The following is a 25,060-nucleotide window of genomic DNA, read 5'->3' on the forward strand; positions in this document are numbered from 1 at the left end:
GCCGCTCGTGGCTGCTGACTGACCTGACGAAACGCTGCGGGCCGCTACGCGATCGGGGAGATCCCCAGCCATATCCGGCTGAACGCGTACCGCGCCGCCTCCACCTCGGCCCGCTGGTCGGCGTGCAGCACGCCGAGCGCGTACCCGGTGGTCGGGGTGATCCGCGGCGTACGGGCGGCCGACGCGGCGGCAGCGGCGGCAGCGGCGGCGTCCCGGTGCCGGTCCAGCGCCCGCCCGGCACCGTACAGCCGGCCCGGTTCCGGGATCCCGGACGGCGGCTCGGGCAGCGGCTCCAGCGCGTACCGGCACACCCGCAGCAGCCCGCGCGCCTGGTGCCAGGGCAGGTCCTGCTGCTCGTCGACGGGCGCGTCGACCAGCGTCGCCCGCAGCGCGTGGGTGTTGTACGGGTAGCCGGCGAGCGCCAGCGGCAGCGCCTCGACCGCCTCGGCCAGCCGCCGGTAGGCGTGCTCGGCGAGCGGCGGCAGCAACTGGTCGGCGGGCGCCGAGGCGGCCGAGGTGAGCGGCGGATCCGAGGCGAGCAGCGCGACGGCGTCGGCCACCGCGTGGAACCGTGCGGAGCCGAAGGCCTGCAGGGTGGCCGAGTGCGCCCGGGTCCTGGACAGCGTCAACTGCCGCTCCAGCAAGGCCCCGGCGCGTGCCGCCCCGATCGCCAGCGGCCCACGCCCCGGCGGCCCGGCGGGCCCCTGCGGCGCCGCGGGCGCGGAGAGTACGGGTCCGCGCCGGGCGCCCGACCGACCGGTGCCGCGCCGCCCCGGCCCGTCCCCGGCCGCCACCGGCTCGCCGGGACTGTCCGGCGCACCCTCACCGGTCACCGACCCGGCATCGTTGTCGGGGCCCGGCACACCGGAGACCAGCCGGTGCAACGCCGTGCGCAGCCGGGCCAGATCGGCGCCGTACCGCTGCTCGCGCGCCAACGTGCCGCACAGCCAGCGCAGTTCGGACCGCAGCGACTCCGCCCAGCCGGGGTCGACCAGCGGCTCGTAGGTCAGCAGCACCGCGCTGATCCGGCGCGACGCGTGGCGCAGCGCGCGTGCCCCCGCCGCCTCGTCGTCGGTGCGCAGCCGCAGTCCGCGCAGGAACTCGGCCGCGTGCTCGCCGAGGTAACCGGCCAGCACCTCACCAGCCGTGCGGCCGGCCACCGGGGCGATGACGGCCGGAGCGCTGTCAGGGTGTCGCTGGGCCACGCCGGCGCCTCCGCGCATCGATGAGCATTTCCTGTACGTGTCGTAGCGGACGGTCTTCGGCGTCCGTGCTGTGCCGGGTCCAGTTGCCGTCCGGGCCGAGGTGCCAGGACGCGGTGTCGTCCGAAACCCCCGTCTCCACAAGACGGTTGAGGGCGGCGCGGTGCGCCGGGTCGGAGACCTTGACCAGCGCCTCGATCCTGCGGTCCAGGTTGCGGTGCATCATGTCGGCGCTGCCCAGCCACACTTCGGGCTCGCCGCCGTTGCCGAAGACGAACACTCTGGAGTGCTCAAGGAAGCGCCCCAGGATGCTGCGCACCCGGATGTTCTCCGACAGGCCCGGCACGCCCGGGCGCAGCGCGCAGATGCCGCGCACCCATATGTCGACCGGTACGCCCGCCCGCGAAGCGCGGTACAGCGCGTCGATCACGGCCTCGTCCACCATGGAGTTGACCTTGATCCGGACGAACGCGGGGCGTCCCGCGCGGTGGTGCTCGATCTCCTTCTCGATCCGCGAGATCAGCCCGTCGCGCAGCGAGCGCGGGGCGACCAGCAGCCGGCGGAAGGAGTTGCGGCGCGAGTAGCCGGACAGCCGGTTGAACAGGTCGGACAGGTCCGCGCCGACCTGCGGGTCGGCGGTCAGCAGCCCGAGGTCCTCGTACAACCGGGCCGTCTTGGGGTGGTAGTTGCCGGTGCCGACATGGCTGTAGCGGCGCAGTACGTCGCCTTCCTGGCGGACCACCAGCGACAGCTTGCAGTGCGTCTTCAGCCCCACCAGGCCGTAGACCACATGGCAGCCCGCCTCCTCCAGCTTGCGCGCCCACTTGATGTTGGCCTGCTCGTCGAAGCGCGCCTTGATCTCCACCAGTACCAGCACCTGCTTGCCCGACTCCGCGGCGTCTATCAGCGCGTCAACGATCGGGGAGGTCTCCGAGGTGCGGTACAGCGTCTGCTTGATCGCCAGAACGTCCGGGTCGGCGGCGGCCTGCTCCAGGAACGACTGCACGGAGGTGGAGAACGAGTCGTACGGGTGGTGCAGCAGCACGTCGCGCTCGCGCAGCGCGGCGAAGACGTCCGGCGGCGAGGACGTCTCGACCTCCGACAGGTCGCGGTGGGTGCCGGCCACGAACTTCGGGTACTTCAACTCGGGCCGGTCGAGCGCCGCGATGCCGAACAGGCCGGTCAGGTCCAGCGGACCGGGCAGCGGGTAGACCTCGGCGTCGGAGACCTTCAACTCCCGTACCAGCAGGTCGAGTACGTAGGGGTCGATGGACTCCTCGACCTCGAGGCGCACCGGTGGGCCGAAGCGACGCCGCATCAGTTCCTTCTCCAGCGCCTGGAGCAGGTTCTCCGCGTCGTCCTCCTCGACCTCCAGGTCCTCGTTGCGGGTCACCCGGAACATGTGGTGCGCCAGCACCTCCATGCCGGGGAACAGCTCCTCCAGGTGGGCCGCGATCACGTCCTCCAGCGGGACGTACCGCTGCGGCCCGGCCTCCAGGAAGCGCGACAGCAGCGGCGGCACCTTCACCCGCGCGAAGTGCTGGTGCCCGCTGACGGGGTTGCGCACCACCACGGCCAGGTTCAGCGACAGGCCCGAGATGTACGGGAACGGGTGCGCCGGGTCCACCGCCAGCGGGGTCAGCACCGGGAAGATCTGCTGGCGGAACAGGGTGAACAGCCGCGCCTGCTCCTTCTCGGTCAGCTCGTGCCAGCGGATGACGTGGATGCCGTGCCCGGCCAGTTCGGGCGCGATGTCGGTCTGGAAGCAGGCCGCGTGCCGGGCCATGAGCTCGCGTGACCGGCTCCAGATCTGCTCCAGCACCTCGCGCGGCTGCAGACCGGAGGCGGACCGGGTGGCCACACCGGTGGCGATGCGCCGCTTGAGACCGGCGACGCGCACCATGAAGAACTCGTCGAGGTTCCCGGCGAAGATCGCCAGGAAGTTGGCGCGCTCCAGCAGCGGCGTCGCGGGGTCTTCCGCGAGCTCCAGAACGCGTTCGTTGAACGCCAGCCAACTGCGCTCCCGGTCCAGGAAGCGGCTTGGCGGAAGCTCTGCCTCCGCCGCACGGGGCGCGGCGGTGGTGGCGGGAGCGCCTGTCTGGCCGAGGTCCGGAACGTCGTCCGGGTCGCCGTCCAGGTCGGGTACGCCCAGGCTGCGACGGGCTCCGATGGAGCCCAGGGAAGGTGTGTCGGCCGTAGGGGACGGGTTTCGCGCGGGCATCAAAATGCCGGCCTCCTCCACTTCCGGTAGGTGTTCCCCATTCTCCCGCTTCGGGAGCGAAACCGGCAGGTCGGACGTGTCGGGGCCAAGAAGTCGCATCTTGTGGGGGCGTCCGTCGCGATGCGCGCGTGGGGTCGGCACAGCGGGCTGCATTCACCGATGCTCGCAAGGCAGTTTGAATCACCGGTAACGGCAACATGGCGTCCTGTTTAGCGGGGCGCATCCCAAAGATTTTCCGCCACGCGGACGTGCGGGTCCGCTGACGAAAACCGCCCCGCCACGAGGGCGCACCCGTGCGGGATCAGGTCTCCGTCCGGTACATCAGGTCCACCTCGTGGGTGGTGAACCCAAGCCGTTCGTACACCGTGACGGCCGGAACGTTGTCGGCGTCGACATACAGCATCGCGGTCGGCATCTTCCGCTCGTACGCGAGGTGCCGCAACCCCGCCGCGGTCAGCGCCTTGCCGAGGCCCGTGCCCTGCTCCTCGGGGGCGACGCCCAGAACGTAGACCTCGCCGAGCTTCTCGTCGGCATGCACCTTGGTCCAGTGGAAGCCCACGATCCGCTCACCACGCACCGCGAGGAGGAACCCGGAGGGGTCGAACCACGTCTCGGCCTTGCGGTCGTCCAGGTCACGCTGGGTGAGCGAACCCTGCTCAGGGTGGTGCGCGAACGCCGCCGCGTTCACCGCCAGCCACTGCGCGTCGTCCTCCCCGGGCCGGAACGTCCGCAGCCTGACGCCCTCCGGAAGCACCGGCTCCGGCAGCGCCGCCCCACCCGGCAGCGGACGCCGCATCTGCCGCAGCTCCCGGAACAGCGCCAACCCGAGCTGCGCGGCGAGGTGCCGGGCGGCGGCGTGGCCGCCGTGCGCCCACACCCGCAGCCGCTTGCCGGACAGGTCCAGCAGCGCGTGCCCGAGCGCCCGCCCGTGGCCGCGCCCGCGCGCACCGGAGTCGATGACCAGCTCGGCGGCGGGCGCCTCGACCGGGTCGCTCTCCTCCAACTGCGCGTACCCGGTGAGCCGTTCGCCGACGTACAGCAGCAGATGCCGGATCCCCGGGCGCCGTCCGCCGCGCAGGTTCAGCCGTCCCTGCTCGGAGACCGCGGACTGGCCGTCCTGGGCCGCCGCACGCTCGATGAGTTCCAGCACCTCGCGGGCGGTGTCCGGCGGCACCTCGTCCAGGGTCTCGATCCGACGCGTTGCGGCAGGCTTCGCTGGGTCCGTCATGGTTCAGAGTTTAGGCGGGCCGCCCACGGGGTTCCGCAGATGCCGCATCAGCTGCTCCAGGTGTGCCCAACCGGCGGCCGAAGTCCCGTCACCCAGCTCGTAGTAGAAGCCCGGGGCCGCCGCCGCCCCCAGGGTGTGCGGCGCCGGGCCGAGCGGTGGACGGCGGGCCCGGTCCAGGCCGATCTCGTCGACCTCCGCGGGCCCCACCGCGAACGCGAGCGGAACCGGAAGCGCCTCCAGCCGGGCGGGCACGGTGAGGTCACCGCGCGCCGACCGGCGCTGCACCAGCAGGTTCCGCAACCCGTACCGCGAGGTCAACTCATCCGCCAGGGCCCGCAGTCGGTCGGCCGGCGGAAGGTCGCCGTCGGTGCCGCCGACCACCAGGCTGATGTCCTCCTCCACCCCGTCCCGCGTGCGCGCCACCCGCATCGTGGCGTGCGCCGGGCGGTCCTGGCCGCCGACCACGACCAGCCAGGTGCCGTCCGGCGCGCGACCCCGGGCCAGCGCGGTGATCTCCTGCCGGGACCAGGGCGAACCCACCGGCTCGGCGGTGCCCCAGCCCACCGGGAGCGAACCGGTCAACGCCCGCCAGGCGCTCTCCAGCGCGCCGCCGAGCACCAGTTGCTCCTCGGCGGGGTGGCAGGTGCGGAACGACAGCAGCAGTTGCCGCTCGTCGGTGGCGTCGGCACCGAGGAACGCCTCGGTCGGCCCGGCTCCCTCGACCGGCCGGAACGCGCCGTCCCGCCAGTGCAGTTGGGCACCGGACAGGCCGTCGTGGTAGCCGCCCGCGTCATCGCGGATGACCCAGCGGTGCGGCGGGCCGGACAGCGCCAGCCGGGTGGGCAGACTCAGCCGGGAGCCCGCCGGGGAGACGATCTGCAAAGCCCGGTTGCTGCCGACACAGGCGCGCAGCACATCGGAGAGCCAGGTGGTCATGGCGATGACCGGGCGCTCCTGGATCACCACGGCCACCCGGTCGGTGAGCACGTCGACGGCGGGCTGCGCGGCGGCCGGTGCGGGCGCCACCGTGGCGGTGCCGTCCAGCGGGGCGTCCGGCACGTCGGCGGCGTCCGGCGGCCAGGTGGTGCCGTCGAGGTGGCGGGCCAGATGCCCGGCGAACGCGGCGGCGAGCCGCTCACCCCCGGTCACCGCGGTGGAGGCCCGCGCCTCGGTCCACCACAGCGGGGTGCGGGCGTCCGCCTGCGGCCCGAGCAGCCGCCGGGTCTCGCCCGGCACCTCCACCAGCACCGGCGCCTCCACGGACAGCAGCGGGCGGCCCGCGTCGTCGCACAGCTGGACGACCGCGCCGTCCGCCAGCGACTGGAGCCGCAGCTCGGGCCCCGCCGCGAGCAGCGCACCGGCGATCGTGCGGATGTCCGGCATCCGCGGGGTCAGGGCGATGGCGTCCTTGGTCACGTGGCGGGGTCCTCCGGGACGAGCGCGGTCTGGATCAGGCGCGGGGCCTCGCCGCGACGCACCAGGGTGCCGCGTCCGGCGGGCTGGGCCGTGGCGTACAGGTTGGAGAACAGCTGGCCCTCCGACCGGTCACCGGACAGCAGCAGCCCGGTGGTGCCGCTCTCCCGCAGCGCGAGCAGGAACGGGTCGTACAGCCCGCGCGCCGCGCCGGAGACCCGGCGGGTGACCACGAAGTGCAGACCGATGTCGGGCGCGGACGGCACGTAGGGCAGGAACGGCGCCAGCGGCTGCTGGCCCGCGGTGGTCAGCACGTCGTAGTCGTCGATGAGCACCACGATCCGCGGGCCGGTGAACGTGGCGCCGTCCGTCAGCTCCTCCGGGATCCGCTTGTCGAGTTCTCCCGCGATGCCGGTCGCCAGCCCGCCGCAGACCCGGGTGTTGTGCGCGTAGCCGCCCCGGTACGGCTCGGGCACCACCTCGCGCAGGCCGCGCCGCGGATCCATCACGGCGAACACCAACTCCTCGTCGGAGTAGCGCTCCAGCAGCCCGCGGGCGATCAACCGCAGCAGATTGGTCTTGCCGCACTCGTCGTCACCGAGCACCAGCAGGTGCTGGTCGCGGTCGAACAGATCGAGCAGCACCGGGGCGAGCGCCGTCTGGTCCACGCCGATCGGCACCCTGCGCGGCTCCCGGCCCACCGACGGAAGCGCGCCGGCCGGCAGCCGGGTGGGCAGCACCTTGACCGGCTGGGCGGGCTCGCCGGGCCAGGCGTCACCGATGGCACGGGCGGTCCGCTCCACCACCGCGCCCAGCCCGTCCGCCGTGGCCAGTGCGTCGATGCGGGGCAGCGCTGCCTGTGCGACCAGCTTGCCGTCGGTCAGCACCCGCCCGGGCTGGTCGGGGGAGAGTGCCTCGGCCAGCTTGCGGTCGATGCTGGAATCGCTGGGGTCGTTCAGCCGCAGTTCCATCCGGGTGCCGAAGGTGGACTGGGCGGCGATCCGCACGTCGTTCCAGCGCAGCATCGCCGCGACCACGTGGATGCCATAGCCGCCGCCGCGTTGCAGCAGGTCGGTGACAAGGCCGTCGATGTCGTCGAAGTCGTCACGCAGCGCGCCGAAGCCGTCGACCACCAAGACGATGTCGGTGGACGGCAGTTCGCCGAGCTGACCGGCGGCCCGCGCCGCGCGCAACTGCTCGACGGAGTCCACACCGTGCTCGCGGAAGATCTCCTCGCGGGCGGCCAGCATCCCGCGCACCTCCTCCGCGGTGCGCCGCACCCGCTCCCGGTCCGAGCGTCCCGCGACACCGCCCACGTGCGCCAGCCCGGACAGCGCCTGGAGTCCGCCGCCGACCAGGTCGAGCCCGTAGACCCCGACCTCCTGCGGGGTGTGCGTCAGGGCCAGTGACAGTACGAGGGAGCGCAGCAGCGTGGTCTTGCCGGACTGCGGCCCGCCGATGATCGCCGCGTGCCCGCCCGCCCTGGTCAGGTCCAGGTGCCAGGGCCCCTGCCACTGCCGGGTCGGATCGTCCAGCAGGCCCAGCGGCACCCGCATCGGTCCCGGTCGCCGCGTCAGGTGCAGCCCGCGGGCGGTGAGGTCCACCGGACCGGCCACCGAGTCCAGGGTGAGCGCTTCCGGCAGCGGCGGCAGCCAGATCCGCCGCACCGGCTCGGCGGCGCGGCGCAACTGCTCGACCATGACCGACAGTTCGGTGGCGCCCACGGTGCGCCGCGGCACCACCGGCTCGGCGTCGGCGGCGCCCGGCTCGGGGGCGGCGAGGGTGTTGTACGCGGGGTAGGGCAGCGCGCTGGGCCCCTCGGCTACCTCCTCCTGCCGGGTCGGGCCGCGGTACGGGCCGGAGACGTACCCCGCCTTGAACCGCTCGTACGCGCTGGTGTCGACCTTCAGGTAGCCGAAGCCGGGCAGTGGCGGCAGATGGAAGGCGTCCGGGGTGTCCAGCACCGTGCGGGACTCCTCGGGCGAGAAGGTGCGCAGCCCCAGCCGGTACGACAGATAGGTGTCCAGGCCCTTGAGCTTGCCGCCCTCGATGCGCTGGCTGGACAGCAGCAGATGGACGCCGATGCTGCGGCCGATCCGGCCGATGGACAAGAACAGCTCGATGAAGTCCGGCTTGGCCGTGAGCAGTTCACCGAACTCGTCGATGACCACCAGCAGATGCGGCAGCGGCGGAAGTTCGGGGCGCACCGCGCGCTCCGCCGCGTACTGCGAGATGTCGGCGACGTTCCCCGCGTCCTTGAGTACCTGCTGACGGCGCTGGATCTCGCCCGCCAGGCTGGCGTGCGCGCGCTCGATCAGCCCGGCGTCGTTCTCCAGGTTGGTGATCAGCCCGGCCACGTGCGGCAGTTCGGCGAACGGTGCGAAGGTCGCGCCGCCCTTGTAGTCGACCAGCATCATCGACAGCGCGTCCGGCGGATGGGTCACGGCCAGCGCCAGCACCAGCGTGCGCAGTAGCTCGCTCTTGCCGGAGCCGGTGGCGCCGACGCACAACCCGTGCGGCCCCATACCGAGTTCGGCGGACTCCTTCAGGTCCAGCAGCACCGGCTGCCGGTCGTCCGCGACCCCGATCGGCACCCGCAGGAAGCCCCGCTCCCCGCGCGGCGCCCACAGCCGCTCCAGGTCCAGCGCGGCCGGATCGTCGATGCCCAGCAGAGCGGGGAAGTCAAGCGGACCGCTGACCGGCCCGTCCTCGGTGACCGAGTCGGCCGAGAGCCGCAGTGGGGACAGCATCCGGGCCAGCCCCTCCACCCCGGCGATGCCGACCTCGTCCACCAACCCCTGGGAGATCACGGGCCGTTCACCGCGCAGGTCCTCCACCGTGGCCTGGCCGTCGGCGGTGGTGATCCGCACCGCCACCTGACCCGGCTCGGCCACCCGCTCGGCGACCAGGTGCAGCACGGTGACACCCATCGCCTCCAGCGGCACCGCCTCGTCGGTGCGCGGCAGTTCGTCCGCGACCGCGCCGTAGCCGTCGCTGATCACCAGCAGCCGGGGCGTCTGCGCCAGCGCGCTCTTGTCGGACAGCCCGCGCCGCACCTCGGCGGCGTACGCGGCGCGCTGCCGCAGGTCGTCGCGGAGCAGCACGCCGAGCTGGCCGAGATCGGGGGCGATCCGGCGGGCCGGTACCGGGCCGTCCAACTGCTCCGCGTCGACCGCGTGTGGCAGCCACTTCAACCACTCCCAGTCGGCGAGCCGTTCGGCCGGGCAGGCCAGCGCGATCGCCACGTCGTCGGGCGCGTGGAACACCGACGCGTGCGCCAGCAGGGTGCGCACCGCACGCAGCACGTCCTCGCGCGGGCCGACGACACTGACGTTGCCCGCCCGGTCCAGCGGCACCGGCAGCGGCAGATCGCTTCCGGTGCGGTAGCGGTGCAGCAGCGCGTTGGCCTCGTTGAGCATGAACGGGTCCGGCGGGGTCAGCACGCTGCTGCCCGGCTTGGCCAGCGTCAACTCGCGCACCGCCAACTCGCCGGTGCCGATGCGCACCTGGAGGAAGTCCCGGTCAAGGCGGCGCCGCTCCCACAGCCGCGCCGGGTCGCGCACCACGTCGTAGAGCGCCTCCGGCGGCGGGTTGAGTATCCGCGACGCCTCGCGGTGCGCCCGCTCGTCGGCCGCCAACTCCTCGCGCAGCTGCTCCAGGTACTCCAGGTACCGCTCGCGCTGGGAGCGCCGGGTGCGCTGCGCCTTGCCGCGCTGCGACAGCAGCAGCCCCATGCTGCCCAGCACGGTCACCACCAGCACCATGGCGCCGACGGCCGCGTACTGCCCGCTGCGCAGCACCGTCATCATCACGACCGAGCTCATCACCCCGGCGATCGGCATCAGGGTGTGCGCGGCGCCACCGGTCTTGCCCTCCGGCAGGTTCGGCGGCGCCTCCACGGTGCGCGGCTCGCTGCCGACCAGATGGCGTGTGGTCCGCGCCGGACGGTGCACCAGCCGGATCGTCATGACCGCCTCCGGAATATGGGGTTCTGGTACGTCACCTGCGCACGGCCCGGTCCAGCAGCTCGGCGCCGAGCCGCGCGGTGGCGTCCCGCGTCTCCTGCCCGAGCAGCGAGAGCCGTACCGCCCCGCCCGCGGCCAGATGCCGGTCGTACGGCACGTGCACCACCGGTGTGTCGCCGACCCGCAGGTACCGCATGGCGGCTTCGAGGTCGATCGCGGTGTGCGGCGAGGTGGAGTTGAGCGCCACCACGGTGCCGGGCAGCATCGGACGCGGCACACTGCCCATCCACTCCAGCACGGTGCGCGCCGCCGCCACGCCCTCCACCGTCGCCGGTGCCACCAGCACCCGGGCCTGCGCACCGGCCAGCGCGCTACGGGCCAACTCGCCCGGCAGCGTCTCGCAGTCCACCACCGTGATCGCGAAGTAGCGGCGCAGCGCCACGGCCACCGTCTGGTACTCCGCCAGGCTCACCTGCGCGCCGATCTGCCCCTTGCTGCCCGGCAGCAGCCAGCCGCCCTCGGGCAGCCCGACCAGGTACCCGATGACCTGGTCGAACCGCATCGACGGGGCCACCACCCTGGCCACATCGCCCATCGTCCAGCGCAGCGACGGCGCGGCCAGCCGCACCGGCAGCGTGCCCAGCGTCGGATTGGCCTCCATCACCAGCACCGGGTCGGGCCGGTAGTGCGCGTACGCGGAGCCGAGCAGCGCGGTGACGGTGCTCTTGCCCGCCCCGCCGTGCACGCTGGTGACCACGATCTGCCGACCGGTGGTGATCGGCTGCTGCAACTGCCGTGCCACACCGGTGACTTCGGCGGTCTCGCGGGCCGCCGAGGAGAACACTCCGCCCAGCGCGCGCTTGATCCGGCGGGCCGCCGAGTCGCCCTTCTTGGGCTTACCCGTGAGCAGCGCCGCAGCCTCCGGCGGCAACGTCGGTGCGGGCGCGGGCGGTTCAGGGGCGGGCGGCGGTACGTCGGCCACCTCCGGCGGCGGGGTTACGGGGGCCGGGGCCGCCGGTGGCGGGGTGGGCTCGGAGGCCGGCGTGGCGACATCGTTGAGCACGGCACGCTGCCAGTCGTCCTCGGGCACTCGCGGTCCCTCCCCTCTACTCACGTGAACGTCCTACCCGAAGGCGCCGAGCAGTTGCCCGTACACCCCGAACACGCCGAGCACCAGCGGGAACAGCGCCACCACGCTGAGCGTCTCGGCCAGGTCCATCGCCCGGCGCAGCCGTACCCGTACGTGCTCCGGCGGCTCGACCGCCAGCACCACCAGCGGCAGCAGCGCGGCGGCACACATCACCAGCACCGGCCAGGCGTGCGCCGAGTGCGCCAGCCACACCGCGACCAACCGGGTCAGCAGCACCCCGGTGGCCGCCTGCAACGCCACGACCTCGGCGATCAGCGGGAACGCCCGGGAACGGGAGAGCAGCGCCACGGCCAGCAGCACGGTCATCGGCACGGTCCAGGCGTTCGGCGCGGCCAGCAGCAGCCAGCCCGCCGCCGCGCAGGAGGTGGCGACGGTCACCGTCGCCACCGACAGCCCGCGGTGCGCGGCGGCCAGCGCGGTGTTCACCTCGTACCGGCTCACCGACGCGCCGCCCGCCCGCCGGTCGTCCAGCCGGGTCAGCCCGGCCGCCACCAGCGCACAGCGCGGCAGTACGCCCAGCGCGACGACCGAGGCCACGGTGAGCACTCCGCCGAGCCGCGCCTGGTCCACCGCGCCGTGCGCGGCGCCGGTCAGCGCGGCGACCGCCTCCCACGCCGCACCGGTCAGCGTCAGCGCGCCCGCGCCGACCAGACCGCCGCGGCCGACCGGGGAGAACAGCCCGAGCAGCGCGAGGGTGAGCACCAGTACGCCGGCCAGCCCGCCCCAGTGCGCGGCGACCGGCCAGCCGTGTGCGTCGGACAGCGCCCAGGTGCCGCAGCCGCCCAGCGCGCCGCCGGTCACCATCAGGGCGGTGCCCAGACCCCGGTTGCCCACCTTGGCGGTTACCGCGCCGCCCGCCAGCGCGGCGGCGCCGATCGCCAGCAGCCATGGGGCGACGGCGGTCGCGCCCACATCACCCCAGGCCAACAGCGCGGCGACCAGGCCCAGTACGAGGACCAGCGCCCCGGCGGTCCACCGCCGGGCGGCGGGCCGCCATCGCCAGGCCCGCAGGTCCAGGTCGTCCGCCACCTCGTCGGTGACGTCGTGCACGACGGGCGCCGCGGGCGCGTACTGGGTGCGCACCAGCCGCAGCACCGCACCGTCCGCCACTCCGGCGGAGGCCAGCGAACTGTCCTGCGGCAGCACGGTTCCGTGCGCGGTGACCAGGTGGCGGGGGACCGGCGGCGAACTCACCGCGTCGTCCAACAGCACCAGGACTTCGGGGAGCAGCCGTCCGATCGGCTCCTCTGAGGGCAGCACGAGATCCACGCGTCGCCGCTCACCCACCAGGGTGACCCGACTCAACCGCGTAGCACGCTTGGCCCCCGTACTCACCATTTCGCCGAACCTATCATCGCGGTGAGCCGCTGGCGGGGCTCGGGGACGAGGTGACCGGCACCAGCCCGGGCTGCGTCTGGTGCGCCAGCCGATGCGAGACGAACGACCACCCCACACACCCCGCACACATCACCGCCGCCAACGCCACCCCGGCGAACGCCTTGCGCAGGTTCTCGTCGGTGCTCCGCCGAGTCCGCATCGCCCCGTGCAGCAACGCGTCCCGCAACCGCCTCCGCCGCACGGCCACGGACTCAAGAAGCTGACTGTCGAAGTCGCGTGCCATCGCTTTCCGCTCCGCTGGGTGTGTGGGGTGACGAGGGTAGCCCTCCCGGGGCGCGGCAACTACGGCTGGTCGAGCTCGCCTGCCTTGATCTTTTGCAGCAGGCTGGCGAGGTGGGCGGAGGTGGTGGTGACGATGGCCTCCGGGCGGTCGCTTTCGCGGAGGTGGATCCGCGGTGTTCTGCCGGAGGATATGGCGACGTTGACGCAGTTGGCGCCTTCCTCGCTGTAGGAGGACTTCTGCCAGGTGAGCCTGGACACGTATGACTCCTTCACAATCCCTTTGCGATGCTTCTGATCAAGTCCCGCGTCTTGCCCGGCTTGAGAGCCGATTCCTCCATGCGGTCCAGTACCGACCGGTACTTCGCCAATTGCGCCTCGGCGTCCAGGAACTCACAACCATGCGCCGTATCCAGCTCGACGGTGTCGAGCTGCGGCACCGGTCCGTACGCGTAGGTGATCGGTTGGCCGGAGGACACGAAGGATGGCTCGCCAAACGGGATCGCGAGCACGGTGATGTTGTCGGAATCGCTTACCGCGATGAGGTGTTCAAGCTGCTTGCGCGCGACTTCGGGGCCGCCAAGGCTCATGCGCAAGGCGGCTTCGTGGACGATGGCCGTGTACGGGACGGGCGTGTTCCCGTGCAGGATCGCCTGGCGCTTGATCCGGTATGAGACCCGGTGTTCCACCTCGAACGGCGTCAGCGTCGGTACGGTCTCGTTGAAGCTCGCGCGAGCGTGATCCGTTGTTTGTAGGAGTCCCGGAACGTGGATCACGGAGGCGACACGCAGCTTTCGGGCGTGGTGTTCCATCTCCGCCAAGTCGAGGAGACCGCTGGGGAGCAGTTCGCGGTAGTCCTCCCACCAGCCCCGCGTCCGCCCGCCGGTCATCCCGGCGAGGGCTTCGATCAGAGCCTCGTCAGAGCAGGTGTAGTTGCGCGCCAAGGTCCGCACGCGGTCGGCGCTGACGGCGTATCGGCCCGCCTCGATGTTGCTCATCTGCGATTGGGGACCTCCGAGGAGGCCAGCAGCTTCTGTTGACGAGAGTCCCGCACGCTCGCGGAGCTTCCGCAGCTCGGAGCCAAGGCGCTGCTGGCGCATCGTCGGAACGGTGGTCGGCTGCAACGTAGCTTCATCTCCTCCCGTCACCCACACGGATGGTGTTGTAAGGGATTACATCCAGCAACTGTCAGACCTTACAGTCGCCGCCATATGGTGTGACGCAATCCACTCCATCCTCCACGGGAGCCCCCATGGACCTCTGGACGTACACGCTCCAACTCCCGCACGACGCACGCGCAGTACGTATCGCACGCATCACACTCCGTACCGTACTGACCACTCACGGCCTGGGCGAACTCCTGGACCCGACAGAGCTGCTGACCAGCGAACTGGTCACCAACGCCTACCGCCACTCCAGCGGCCCGTCCCTGCTCCGCGTCCGCAGCATGGCGAACCGGCTGCGCGTCGGCGTATGGGACACCAATCCCACCATCCCGCCACCGTTCGCGAACGGCACGCTTCCGGTGCCGGAACCGGACAGCGAGCAGGGCCGCGGTCTGATGCTCGTACGGCGTTGGGCGGACAACTACGGCGGATACGAGATGGGCGAGGAACTCGGCAGCAGGCACGGCAAGTTGCTGTGGTTCGAGATCCTGAGGCGCGACGCGTTCGACATGGCGGCGTGACCGCCGCAGCGGGCAGGCCTGTTTGAATGGTGTGCGATGAGCAGCCCATACAACGCCGAACCGCCCCGCTACCCAACTCCGCCCTACCCGGGCCAGGCTCCGTACCCGCCCATGGGCGGAACCCCGTACGGGGCGTATCCGCCACCGCCCATGGGCTACCTACCGCCGGAGGCGTGGCCCGCCGTGCAGCAGGATCCGCGTAACCCGCCGGTGCTGGCCAACCCCGGCCAGCGGCTGGGCGGTCACGCCCTCGACTTCCTGTTCGTCTTCCTGGGCGCCGTGCTCGTGGGCATCGTGTTCCTGCTCATCGGCCGGGTGACGGGCCGCCCGGGGAGCGCGCCGGAGAGCGGCGCGCTGCTGGTGTGCCACCTCGTGGTGATGCTCGCGTGGGTCGTCCTGTACGACCCGGTGCAGACCGTCCTGTGGGGCCGCACACTGGGCAAGCGCTGCGCGGGAACTCGCGCCGTCCCGCTGACCAGCCCGACCGAACGCCTCGGCTTCGGCCAGGCCTTGGGCCGCTGGCTCCTCCACCTGGTGATGACGTTCATCCCGTTCCTGGGCCTACTCAACGCGCTGTGGCTCCTCTGGGACCGCCCGTACTACCAGTGCCTACACGACAAGGCCGTACAGACGGCGGTCATCCGACAGCGGGGCTAGGGGGGCCAGGGCCTCAGTCGTCGATGCTGAAAGCAAGCACGGCAACGTGCGAACTGGTCACCAGCAGGAAGTCCCTCTGCCAGACAGCGCGGTGGTCATCGTTGCCGGTCAGATCAACTGGCGCAGCGATACGCACAGTTCCCCGGTGCCGATCAATCGAGGCGACGAGCCGCTCGGCCCCCGACCACACCAACCACCCGCCATCATGTCCACGTCCGGGTCGTCGATGTCCACGAGCGTCGAGCTGGCCGGGGCGGCTCCTGGCTCTGCCCGAAAGCCCCGTACCCATCCAGCCCCTCACTTTCGATTCCCGGTCTAAGCGCTACGATTCAGCGCTTTGCGTTGATCTCTTGGGTGACGGATTCGACGCCAACCGCAGTTACTTTTCCGCCACGTTGAGATCTCAGGTTTCGAACTCGCCCAGCCAACTGCGCCGTAGCAGATGCTTGGGCAGGTATTCGGACTCGACCTCGATGGGCACACCGGCGTCGTAGGCGAGGCATGCAATGGCCAGCGGGCCGAGCGCGACCAGGCCCTCGCTGCTGGTTGCCCGCTCCTCGTCCTTGGTCCAGTACTCCTTGTGCCACTGCAGGGCCTTGGCCAGCTCGGAGTTGAACTGCTCGTGGTCCTGGCGCAGGAAGCGGTAGAAGAGGTTGATCGGCGGATACAGGATCTTCAGGATCAGTTCACGGTCGGCGACCTGCAGCACCTCGGGGTCGGTTCCCTCCATGGCAGCGACCAGCTTGTCGCCCAGTTCGGGCCGTTCGAGCCAGTACGCCTGGAGCGTGTCCACCCATGAGTAGATGTACTCGTCGAACACCGCACCGGATTCGCGCAGTACGGCGATAGGGACGTTGCACAGCTGGGTCATGCGAGCTTGTTCGCGGCAGATGATGGCAAGCCAGAATGAGGTGATCCAGTTTCCGGCATCCGTGTAGTACTGGACGCCGGTGGCTGGGATCGTCCTCGTTTTGTGCGCGACCCGGCACTGCACCGTGTCCTCTGTTGCGGTCGCTGACGCGAACATCGCGGAACCGATCTGCATGGCCGCGACATAGGCTTCCCACGTCTCAAGTTCGTTCGCCGTGGGGTCGAGGACACAGCGCGTCTGGGCCTCGGTGAGGGCGGCGTCCAGTGCACTGTCGAAGTCGGGCGACTCTTCCAGGTCGGCGATTTCTTCCTTCGTGCCCTCGCTGAGCACCTCTACGCCCCGTGCCGCATTGGCGGTGGGGAATTCGTGGCGTGGCACGATAACAGCCACTTGTATTGCTCCTCTAGCCGATGTCGAAGTGCTTCATCAAGTAACCAGCATACTCGCTTCCGTTGGGCACCGCCTTGACCAGTACGTAATCGACCTTGCCCTGTTTGAGGGCCTTGCGTAGCTGCCGCTCAAGTGCTGCTTCCTGCGGATCGGTAGCGGCCCGCTTGCGCATTTCCTTAAGGATGGTCTCGAAGTATTCCCGCGTCCCTTGCTTGACGCTGCGGCCGGTGAGGCCTTGGCGATGTCCGAGTTCGGCCTTAGGTGAACCCTTGGCCTCGACGACCACGTAGTGTCCGTCGTGCCGCTGCCATATCTGGTCGAAGCGGTTGTTTCCCGTCGCCCGGTTGTCGACCCGGACGGCATCCGGATAGTGGTGCGGTATTGCGTGGTATTCGGCTGAGTTGTCCCCGAATTCCTCGCTCGCCTTGTTCATCGCGGAATGCAGGGGGCTGTGAGATTCCTTTGCCTGCTCCAGGTGGTTGTGCGCTGCCTCTATGGCGTTGGCGTCTTGCGTGTGTTTGGCGGCCTCGTGTGCCTGTTTGGCCGCGTCCAAGTGGTGCTCCGCGGCCTGATCTGCTGCGACTGCGTGGTCTCGTCGGGCGGCTTGTTCATCGAGCTGGCCGAGATGTTCAGGCGACACCGTCGCCCTGTCTCCGACTATGGGATTGACGTGCTTGTACTTCGGCGGGATCGGCGGCGGGGCATCGTCTGCTGCGATCCACCCCTTGGGATGCTGTGCGTCGGGTGTGACCTTCTTCAGCTTCGCCAGCGGGTAGCCGTTCTCGTCAGTGTTCTCAATCCTGTGCCGATGGCCGTCGACGTTGTAATGCTTCTTGAACCACTCGGGATCGTGGTTGGCCTTTTGGACTTGCTGCCGAACGACTTCGCGCTGCTCGTCTTGTGTGAGTTGGTCGTACGGGCGGTGGCCGTGGTGGCCACCGGAACCACCGTGGTCATGCTCGCCCGGCACTGAGTGGTCGCCTGGGACATCAGGGCCGTGGGTCGGCCCTGAGGGCACGTGGTGCCCTTCGGTACCCGATGAAACGTTGCTGCCAGAGTGACCGGGGCCGTGGTCAGTGGTGGTTGTGCCGTGACCTCCGCCGGCCGAGTTGTGCGCGTCGTGACTTGTTTGGGTGAAACCATTCTGTGGCTCACGGCCCCCACCAGTGCTGTTGTGTACCTGGTGGTCCGTGTGGGCCATCGCGTTGGGTGGCTCGTGGTTGCCGCCGCCGTGGCTCATGTCGGACGGAACGTTTCCGCCGTCGTGGCCGAGAGTGGGGGCCAGGTCGTGGTTGCCGCCACCCACCGTGACCAGTTGGCGTTCTGCGGGGGCCTCGACATGGACGTCAGGCGCCGATGCCGTGGCGCGGTCCGTCGCGGACGGCTCGTGTACCGGCTCGTGGACGGTCCCGTCCGGTGCGTGGTAGTTGAGGTTGGCGTCGATGTGGCCGCCGTCGGGCAACGGGACGGTGCCGTCTGGCAGGGAGCCGAAGCGGGCCTTGAGTGCGTCTACGTTGATCAGGCCCTTGACGTTGAAGACGGCCTGGTCCTTCAGGCCCTTCAACGCGTCCATGGCGGCGGCTACCTTGGGGAGGTCGCCGATGCCCTTCAACGCGACGCCTGCGCCCTTGGCGACGTAGGTCATGGGGTCGATGAACTTGCCCGCCTTGCCCAGCACGCCGACGACCTTGCCGACCGTCCCGGCCTTGGCGGCCACGCCTTCGCCGCCCGCCAGCAGGGTCAGGGCGTTGAAGACGACGCCGCCCGCGGCGCGGGCGGGGTCCTTGCCCCATTCGTCCCAGGCGACCAGGCTCTTGCCGAACGCGCGGGTGGTCTTGCGGCTCTCCTGTACCCAGCCGGGCAGTGCGGAGTCGGGGACGAGGTAGCCGAACGGGACGGAGTAGCTGGCCAGGCCGACAGCCAACTCGCCCAGTCCCTTCCAGGAGTTGACGAAGGTGTCCCAGCCTTCCAGGCCGACCAGTCCGCCCAGGCCCTTGAGGGTGCCCCAGATGCCGTCGACGATCAGGCCGTCCCACACGAAGGACTTGGCCCAGTGGTCGATGCGGTACCAGTGGTACTTCAGATCGACCGCGTCACCCCACGGCAGGCCCTTGGCGCCGTCGAGCTGGTCGGCGGTGTAGCCGTACATGTTCGACTTGTTGCTGCCGTCGTTGTGCACGTACCGCGTGCCGCCGAAGATCGCGTCGATCGCGTTGGCGCAGCGGATCTCGGCGTCCCAGAACGCGGCGACGGCGGTGTCGACCTGCTTGCGCAGATCGTTGTTGCGGTCGACCTTGTGGCTGTCGTACTGCCAGTCGTGGTCCTTCTTGGCGTCCGCGACGAACGCCTCGGCGTCCGAGCGCAGTTGCTTGAGCTTGGCCGCGATCGGCTTGACCTCGCTGGCGTATGTGGACAGCGCCCCGGCGACCGTCTTCAGGTCGTCACCGAAGGTCTTGCCCGCGTCCGCGACCGGTTTGGTGGTGGCGAACAGCTGCTCGGCCTCGGGGGCTTCGTAGAACGCGGACAGCCCCTGGAAGGTGGAGTGGACATCCGAACCCGTCCCGGCGATCGCCCCCGCGTCGTTGCGCAGGTCGGTGACGTCGGATTCGAGTTGGTCGACGTTGCCGGTGAACTGGGGTATCTCCTCGGGCTTTATCAGCTCGCCGCTCACTTCTTGCCCCCAGCGGGCGGCAGGGCGACGGGAGGCGGTGTGGTGTCCTTCAGCGCGTTGCTCTGCGCCTGGGCGGCCATCTCCAGATCACCGTTGAGGTAGTCCTTGGTGGCATCCACCGCGCCGGTCAGCGACTTGCCGCTGCGCTCGGCCATGAACTCCAACTGGCCCTTGGTGGCTTCGGCGAAGTTGGACAGCGCGAGTGCGACCAGGCCCATGCCGTCCTTGCCGCCGTAGTCGCCTGAGCCGCCCTTGCTGATCGTGCCCGCGTCCTTGGCCGCACTTTGCAGATGGGTGCCGTATGCGGTGACCTGGCCCTGAAGGCCCTTGGCGATGTCACCGGTCTTACCCACCACCGTGCTCACACCGGCAGGATCGATGTTCCACCTACCCGCTGGATGCGACATACCGCTGCCGCCCCTCCCCGTGAAATCCCCGTGAACTCGCAACCGGCGCTACAACGCGCCGCAAGGCCTCAGGCCGTCAGCCGATACCGTCCACTGCCGACTTCGCGTGCGACAGAGTCTGCTGCGCCGTGCCGTCGTTCTTCTCCAGCGTGGAGCGCACCAGGTGGATGATCTGCCGCACCTCGTTGGCCGCGCGGTTCCACCGCTGTTCCTTGCCGTGGTACTCGTCCGAGACACCGTCGGCCTGGAAGTCGGCCATCGCCGCCTTCACCTGCTGGTCCCGCGCGTTGATCACCGTCTCCAACTGCGAGATCACACCCGCCAGATTCGTCTGCGCCTCGGCGGACGCACCCGTGTCGTAGCTACGACGGTCAGCGTTACCCATGAGCCCAATCCCCCTGTGTCTCAGCGGCCGGAGAACCGGGCCGCGTCGAAGTTCGCCGAACCCATCGCCGACCGCGCGTCATCCGACATCTGCGTGTCACCCGTGGTGAACGACTTGTTCATGCCCGACTGACCGCCCAGGATCGAACCCAGAGAACTGTTCAGATCCGCCGTGATCCGGTCCGACTGTGCCTTGAACGCGTCAAACGCCGCCTTCCCCGCACCGTTGAACTTCCCCTCCAACGGCTGCGCCGCGGCGATCAACTGCTTGATCAACGACCCCAGATCCTCACTCGATCCCTGGGTCTGCTTGATCAACGTGGACAGGGTGGTGTTCCCCATGTCGAACTTCACATCAGCCCCCGATGCTTTTCGGCCCCGGCCTTTCAGGCCAGTTCCATTCTCCCATCACCACGTCCATCCCAGCGGTTCGGTTCCCCCTCGGTCAACCCGGTTGCGCCGACCGTCTCAGGTCACTCAGGCGGCGCCACCGACGTGCCCGGTAGGCGGACGACCGCCACCGTGCCGCCGCCGGGCGCGGATTGGAGCGCAACCTCGCCGCCCGCCTGTTGGACGGTGCGGGCGACGATGGACAGGCCCAGGCCCGATCCGGGCAGGGCGCGGGCGGACGGGGAGCGCCAGAAGCGCTCGAAGACGTGCGGGAGGTCCTCCGGGGGGATGCCAGGTCCCTGGTCCCGTACGCTCAACTGGCCGTTGACCAGGATCACTTCGATGGTGCCGGCGGACGGGCTGAACTTCACCGCGTTGTCGAGCAGGTTGACCACCGCCCGCTCCAGGGACGACGGCTCGGCGCGTACGTACCAGGGCGTGAGGTGCGCCTTGATGGTGAGGTCGGGGCCGCGCAGCCGGGCGCGTTCGAGGGCATGCTCGGCCACCTCGTGCAGGCCCACGGTCTGGAACGGGGCGCTGCCGGGCACCGCGTCCGGACGGGACAGCTCCTGTAGGTCGCCGATGAGCAGGGCGAGTTCACTCATCTGCGCCTTGACCGAGATGAGCAGCGCCTTGCGGTCCTCGGGCGGCAGCGGCCGACCGGTCTCCTCGCTGCGGGCGAGCAGCTCGATGTTGGTGCGCAGCGAGGTCAGCGGGGTGCGCAGTTCATGGCCCGCGTCGGCGATCAGCTGCTGCTGGCGCTCACGGGAGGAGGCCAGTTGCGCGGTCATCGAGTTGAACGCCGTGGACAACCGGGCGATCTCGTCCTCCCCCTCGACGGGGATGCGGACCGCCAAGTCCTCGGTGCGGGCGATGTGTTCGACGGCGTCGGTGAGTCGGTCCACCGGGCGCAGGCCCGCGCGGGCGATGCCCAGACCGGCGCTGGTGGCGCCGATGACTCCTATTCCGGCGACGACGACGAGGATGACGGCGAGATGGTCGAGGGGTTTGGTGATGTCCTTCAGTGGACGTGACACGGAGACGGCGGCGGGTTGCCTGCCGATACCCGGCTGGAACACCGGCATCACCCGGGTGTAGACCCGTACGACCTCTTTGCCGTCGGTGGTCTTGGCGTCGTGGAAGACGGGCCGCGACCCGGCCTCCCACGTGCCGAGGGCGACCGTGTTGGCGACGGCCAGGTCCCACCGCGTCACTTCGACGGCCTTGCCCTCCACCACGCAGGCCGGCCCGGCCGGTTGCACGACCTGTACGTACGTCTCGGGACCCACCACCGGTCCTGGGCCGGGTTTGGAGTTGGGGGTGCACAACGACCGCTCAGTGGTGAGCCGGGGGTTGGTGCTCGCCAGCGACTTGTCGAACTGGTTAAGCAACTGCCGCTGCGCGGTGAACCACGCCGCGACCGCCACGGCGGCGACCGCGAACCCCACCGCCGCCGCGACCAGCAGTGCCAACCGGGAGCGCAGCGGGAGGGCCTTGAAGCGCCAGCGTCTGAGCAGGCGCAGACGGCTCATGGCCTGGCCTCGGCGGAGCGCAGGACGTAGCCGACACCGCGCACCGTGTGCACCAGTCGCGGCTGGCCACCCGCCTCGGTCTTGCGGCGCAGGTACATCACGTACACATCGAGGGAGTTGGAGCTGGGTTCGAAGTCGAAGCCCCAGACCGCCTTGAGGATCTGTTCGCGGGTGAGCACCTGGCGCGGGTGGCTCATGAACAGTTCGAGCAGCGTGTACTCGGTGCGGGTCAGTTCCACCGGGCGGCCCGCGCGGGTGACCTCGCGGGTGGCCGGGTCCATCCGCAGGTCGGCGAAGACCAGCGCGGCGTCCTGGGGGGTGTCGGCGGCGCTGGCGGCCGCCGCGGCCGCGTACGAGGTGCGGCGCAGCAGGGCGCGCAGCCGGGCCAGCAGCTCGTCCAGCTCGAAGGGCTTGACCAGGTAGTCGTCCGCACCGGCGTCGAGCCCGGTGACCCGGTCGCCGACGGTGTCCCGCGCGGTGAGCATCAGGATGGGCGTGGTGACGCCGTTGTGGCGCAGTCGGCGGGCGGTGGTGAGACCGTCCATGCGCGGCATGAGCACGTCGAGGATGATGGCGTCCGGGCGGTACGCCTCGACCTGTTCGAGCGCGGCGAAGCCGTCGGCGGCCAGTTCCGTGTCGTACCCCTCGAACGCGAGGCTGCGACGGATTGCCTCGCGTACCGCGGGCTCGTCGTCCACGACCAGGATCCGGGACGGCTGTTCGCCGCTCTCGGCGGGGCTCATCGTCTGCGTACCTCGCTGTCGCTCGTAACGGGTGTGGGGTCCAGCTCACGGCCTGCGCGGCTTTCGCTTCAGCCTCGCACGGATGCGGGGGCGGTGCGTCGGCGCGCGGTGGCGTGCTTGGTCGTACGTCCGCGCCGTGGCGCGGTGGCGGCGATCTCCGCGGCGCGGGTGGCGGGTACCGAGCCTGCCAGCGCGATCGCCAGGTCGAGATCGGCCGGGCCCGCGCTGAGCCCGGGGTGCACGGCACGGTGGACCGGGACGGTCGCGCGGTCACCGCCCGAGCACCAGGTTACGGCGGCGGCCAGGGCGTGGCGGGCGCGGTAGGCGCCGACGGTGAGGCGGGCCATGAACGGCTCCTCAGCTGTTGTAGCTGATGTGGTTGCTGTTGAGGAACGACTTGACGGTGTTGATCGGGATGGCGAAGCCCAGGCCGATGCTGCCCGCGTCGCTGGACGAGCTGCCGCTGCCGGAACTCGGCGAGTACATCGCGGAGTTGATGGCGACGACCTGGCCGCTCAGATTGATCAGCGCGCCACCGGAGTTGCCGGGGTTGAGCGGGGCGTCGGTCTGTATCGCCTTGTAGGTGGTGGTGTTCCCGCCGACCTGGCCGTTGTACTGGCCGCCGCCGAACTCGAACGGCCACTGCTGCCCGCCACCGCGGCCCCAGCCGCCGAAACCGTTGCCGTTGCCGGAGTCGCCGCCGCTGGAGTCGCCGCCTTCGACGGGTACGGTCACATCGCGGTTGAGCGCGGAGACCACACCGCTGGTGACGGTGTTGGACAGGCCCTCGGGGGAGCCGATGGCGACCACCTGGTCACCGACGGCGAGCGAGTCGGAGTTGCCGAGCGTGGCGGTCGGCAGCCCGCTGACGCCCTGTGCCCTGATCACCGCGAGGTCCTTGGAGGCGTCGGTCGCGATGACCTTGGCGGAGGCGCTCTTGCCGTTGGTGAAGTTCACCTTCACGGTGTCCGCGCCCGCGATGACGTGGTTGTTGGTGAGGATCGTGCCGTCGGAGCCGAGGACCACCCCGGAGCCGATCGACTGGCCGGAGCCGGTGTTGGCGGTGATCTCCACGATGCTCGGGCTGACCGCGGAGGCCACGGCGCTCACGCTGCCGAGGGACTTGGCGGAGGTCGGGGACCCCACGACGGACGACGAGACGGTGTCGGTGCGGGTCGCGTTGCCTATCAGCACCGCGGCGCCGCCGCCGATCAGACCGGAGGCCAGGGCGACCGCGGCGACCAGTGCGACGGACCGGCGTGAGCGCCGGGGCGTGGGGCCGCCGGCCTCGGGCAGCGGCTGCGACGGGTGGTAGGGCGGCGGGGGAGGGTACGCGCCGCCGGAGAGGCTTTCGGCGCTGTGCTGCGAGCCGCTGCTGAAGTGGGTGCTGTCCGTCATGGCAATGACTTTCGGCGCTGATCATGAGAGCCGTCTGAGCGCCAGCTGAGAAGCCCGACAGAAGTAGTTATGCCCGAAATAAAGGCCGCGGCCTACCTGTTGCCTACGTCGCGCAGCCGCAGGAGCGGCGGATCACCAGGCGCGACGGGAACTGCTTGAGCCGCTCCCTGCGCGATCCGGCGAACCGCAGCCCGTCGTCCAGCACCAGGTCCACGGCCGAGCGGGCCATCGCCTCGCGGTCCGAGGCCACCGTGGTCAGCCCGGGATCGGTCAGTGCCGCTTCCTTCACGTCGTCGAAGCCCGCGACGGCCAGCTCGCGCGGAACGTCGATGCGCAGCTCCCGGGCCGCCCGCAGCAGGCCGATCGCCTGGTCGTCGGTCGAGCAGAACACGGCGGTCGGCCGGTCCGGGCGGGACAGCAGGTCAAGGCCGATCCGGTAGGCGTCGTAGCGGTTGTAGGGGGCGTTGATGAGGCGGCCCTGCGTGGACCGCCCGGCCTCCTGCATCGCGCGTCTCCAACCCTCGACGTGGTCGGTGACCGGGTCGCCCACCGTGGGGGTGCCCTCTATGCCGCCGAGGCAGGCCACGTACTCGTGGCCGTGTTCCAGCAGGTGCCGGGTGGCCAGCTGCGCGCCGCCGATGTCGTCGGTCACCACGGCGACGTCGTCGATCGCCGCGGGCCGCTCGTGCAGCAGTACCACCCGGGCGTCCCAGGCCTCGATCTCGGCGGCCGCGTTCTCGCTCGGGCCCTGGCTGATCAGGATCACGCCCGCCACCCGCATGCCGAGGAAGGCGCGCAGATAGTGCACCTCGCGCTCGTCGAGGTAGTCGGAGTTCCCGGCCAGCACCATCTTTCCGCGCTCGGCGGCGGCCCGTTCCACGGCGTGCGCCATCTCCGCGAAGAACGGCTGGCGGGCGTCAGGGACGATCAGCCCTATCAGGTCGGTGCGGCGGCTGGCCATCGCCTGGGCCACCCGGTCCGGGCGATAGCCGAGCTGTTTGATCGCCGCGAGCACGCGTTCGCGGGTGGCCGGTGCGACCGGCCTCGGTCCGTTGTTGATGACGTAGCTGACGACTGCGGTCGAGGTCCCCGCAAGCCTGGCCACGTCGTCGCGCGTCACCTTGGGCACGGGCG

General features: G+C 70.6%; 22 protein-coding genes. 2 read left to right on the forward strand and 20 right to left on the reverse strand.

From position 1 onward, the window contains the following. Window positions 1-44 precede the first annotated feature (44 nt). From O5O46_RS28175 to O5O46_RS28220, 10 genes are all read right to left on the reverse strand, one after another. Complete coding sequence (locus O5O46_RS28175) at window positions 45-1,205, reverse strand: CHAD domain-containing protein (protein ID WP_269858421.1); 1,161 nt, start codon at window positions 1,203-1,205, stop codon at window positions 45-47. After that, window positions 1,186-3,423 carry an RNA degradosome polyphosphate kinase gene (locus O5O46_RS28180; protein WP_269858422.1) on the reverse strand — a complete coding sequence of 746 codons (2,238 nt, stop codon included), beginning with the start codon at window positions 3,421-3,423 and terminating at the stop codon, window positions 1,186-1,188. The genes O5O46_RS28175 and O5O46_RS28180 overlap by 20 nt, the downstream gene beginning before the upstream one ends. 301 nt (window positions 3,424-3,724) lie before the next feature. Further along, complete coding sequence (gene mshD / locus O5O46_RS28185; protein ID WP_269858423.1) at window positions 3,725-4,651, reverse strand: mycothiol synthase; 927 nt, start codon at window positions 4,649-4,651, stop codon at window positions 3,725-3,727. Between the two features lie 3 nt (window positions 4,652-4,654). Continuing rightward, a complete protein-coding gene (locus tag O5O46_RS28190; RefSeq protein WP_269858424.1) occupies window positions 4,655-6,067 on the reverse strand; it encodes a DUF6177 family protein in 1,413 nt (470 codons plus the stop codon). Continuing rightward, on the reverse strand, window positions 6,064-10,032 hold the full coding sequence (gene eccCa, locus O5O46_RS28195) for a type VII secretion protein EccCa (RefSeq protein ID WP_269858425.1): 3,969 nt from the start codon (window positions 10,030-10,032) through the stop codon (window positions 6,064-6,066). The genes O5O46_RS28190 and eccCa overlap by 4 nt, the downstream gene beginning before the upstream one ends. 31 nt (window positions 10,033-10,063) lie before the next feature. After that, on the reverse strand, window positions 10,064-11,119 hold the full coding sequence (locus O5O46_RS28200) for a hypothetical protein (RefSeq protein ID WP_269858426.1): 1,056 nt from the start codon (window positions 11,117-11,119) through the stop codon (window positions 10,064-10,066). A gap of 33 nt (window positions 11,120-11,152) precedes the next feature. Then, complete coding sequence (locus tag O5O46_RS28205) at window positions 11,153-12,517, reverse strand: EsaB/YukD family protein (RefSeq protein ID WP_269858427.1); 1,365 nt, start codon at window positions 12,515-12,517, stop codon at window positions 11,153-11,155. Between the two features lie 13 nt (window positions 12,518-12,530). Beyond that, complete coding sequence (locus O5O46_RS28210; protein ID WP_269858428.1) at window positions 12,531-12,800, reverse strand: hypothetical protein; 270 nt, start codon at window positions 12,798-12,800, stop codon at window positions 12,531-12,533. Window positions 12,801-12,859: 59 nt separating this feature from the next. Continuing rightward, complete coding sequence (locus tag O5O46_RS28215) at window positions 12,860-13,057, reverse strand: DUF397 domain-containing protein (RefSeq protein ID WP_269858429.1); 198 nt, start codon at window positions 13,055-13,057, stop codon at window positions 12,860-12,862. Between the two features lie 11 nt (window positions 13,058-13,068). Further along, window positions 13,069-13,896: a helix-turn-helix domain-containing protein gene (locus tag O5O46_RS28220; protein WP_269858512.1), complete on the reverse strand. Its 828-nt coding sequence runs from the start codon at window positions 13,894-13,896 to the stop codon at window positions 13,069-13,071. A gap of 152 nt (window positions 13,897-14,048) precedes the next feature. Here O5O46_RS28220 and O5O46_RS28225 point away from each other — a divergent pair, with 152 nt between their 5' ends. Further along, window positions 14,049-14,483: an ATP-binding protein gene (locus tag O5O46_RS28225; RefSeq protein ID WP_269858430.1), complete on the forward strand. Its 435-nt coding sequence runs from the start codon at window positions 14,049-14,051 to the stop codon at window positions 14,481-14,483. Window positions 14,484-14,519: 36 nt separating this feature from the next. After that, window positions 14,520-15,140, forward strand: coding sequence for an RDD family protein (locus O5O46_RS28230; RefSeq protein ID WP_269858431.1), 621 nt, complete (start codon window positions 14,520-14,522; stop codon window positions 15,138-15,140). Window positions 15,141-15,543: 403 nt separating this feature from the next. Here the strand turns inward: O5O46_RS28230 and O5O46_RS28235 are convergent, their stop codons facing one another. From O5O46_RS28235 to O5O46_RS28280, 10 genes are all read right to left on the reverse strand, one after another. Further along, entirely contained in the window at window positions 15,544-16,401 is an 858-nt protein-coding gene (locus O5O46_RS28235; protein ID WP_269858432.1) for an immunity 49 family protein, read from the reverse strand. A gap of 13 nt (window positions 16,402-16,414) precedes the next feature. Continuing rightward, the gene (locus tag O5O46_RS28240) at window positions 16,415-19,072 is read right to left on the reverse strand and encodes a hypothetical protein (protein WP_269858433.1); all 2,658 of its coding nucleotides are present in this window, start codon (window positions 19,070-19,072) and stop codon (window positions 16,415-16,417) included. After that, a complete protein-coding gene (locus O5O46_RS28245; protein ID WP_269858434.1) occupies window positions 19,069-19,479 on the reverse strand; it encodes a DUF6507 family protein in 411 nt (136 codons plus the stop codon). Before O5O46_RS28245 ends, O5O46_RS28240 begins: the two co-directional genes overlap by 4 nt. A gap of 76 nt (window positions 19,480-19,555) precedes the next feature. Beyond that, the gene (locus O5O46_RS28250) at window positions 19,556-19,864 is read right to left on the reverse strand and encodes a pore-forming ESAT-6 family protein (RefSeq protein ID WP_269858435.1); all 309 of its coding nucleotides are present in this window, start codon (window positions 19,862-19,864) and stop codon (window positions 19,556-19,558) included. A 20-nt stretch (window positions 19,865-19,884) separates the two neighbouring features. After that, entirely contained in the window at window positions 19,885-20,217 is a 333-nt protein-coding gene (locus tag O5O46_RS28255; protein ID WP_269858436.1) for a hypothetical protein, read from the reverse strand. A gap of 119 nt (window positions 20,218-20,336) precedes the next feature. Beyond that, window positions 20,337-21,785: a sensor histidine kinase gene (locus O5O46_RS28260; protein ID WP_269858437.1), complete on the reverse strand. Its 1,449-nt coding sequence runs from the start codon at window positions 21,783-21,785 to the stop codon at window positions 20,337-20,339. Then, window positions 21,782-22,528 (reverse strand): response regulator transcription factor, encoded by a 747-nt coding sequence (locus tag O5O46_RS28265; protein ID WP_269858438.1) that lies wholly within the window; start codon window positions 22,526-22,528, stop codon window positions 21,782-21,784. The genes O5O46_RS28260 and O5O46_RS28265 overlap by 4 nt, the downstream gene beginning before the upstream one ends. A gap of 68 nt (window positions 22,529-22,596) precedes the next feature. Then, complete coding sequence (locus O5O46_RS28270) at window positions 22,597-22,875, reverse strand: hypothetical protein (protein WP_269858439.1); 279 nt, start codon at window positions 22,873-22,875, stop codon at window positions 22,597-22,599. A 10-nt stretch (window positions 22,876-22,885) separates the two neighbouring features. Next, a complete protein-coding gene (locus tag O5O46_RS28275) occupies window positions 22,886-23,926 on the reverse strand; it encodes a S1C family serine protease (RefSeq protein WP_269858440.1) in 1,041 nt (346 codons plus the stop codon). A 103-nt stretch (window positions 23,927-24,029) separates the two neighbouring features. Beyond that, window positions 24,030-25,055 carry a LacI family DNA-binding transcriptional regulator gene (locus tag O5O46_RS28280; protein WP_269858441.1) on the reverse strand — a complete coding sequence of 342 codons (1,026 nt, stop codon included), beginning with the start codon at window positions 25,053-25,055 and terminating at the stop codon, window positions 24,030-24,032. Window positions 25,056-25,060 lie beyond the last annotated feature (5 nt).

The sequence above is a fragment of the Streptomyces sp. RPT161 genome (assembly GCF_027533845.1).
In the GTDB taxonomy this organism is placed as follows: domain Bacteria; phylum Actinomycetota; class Actinomycetes; order Streptomycetales; family Streptomycetaceae; genus Streptantibioticus_A; species Streptantibioticus_A silvisoli_A.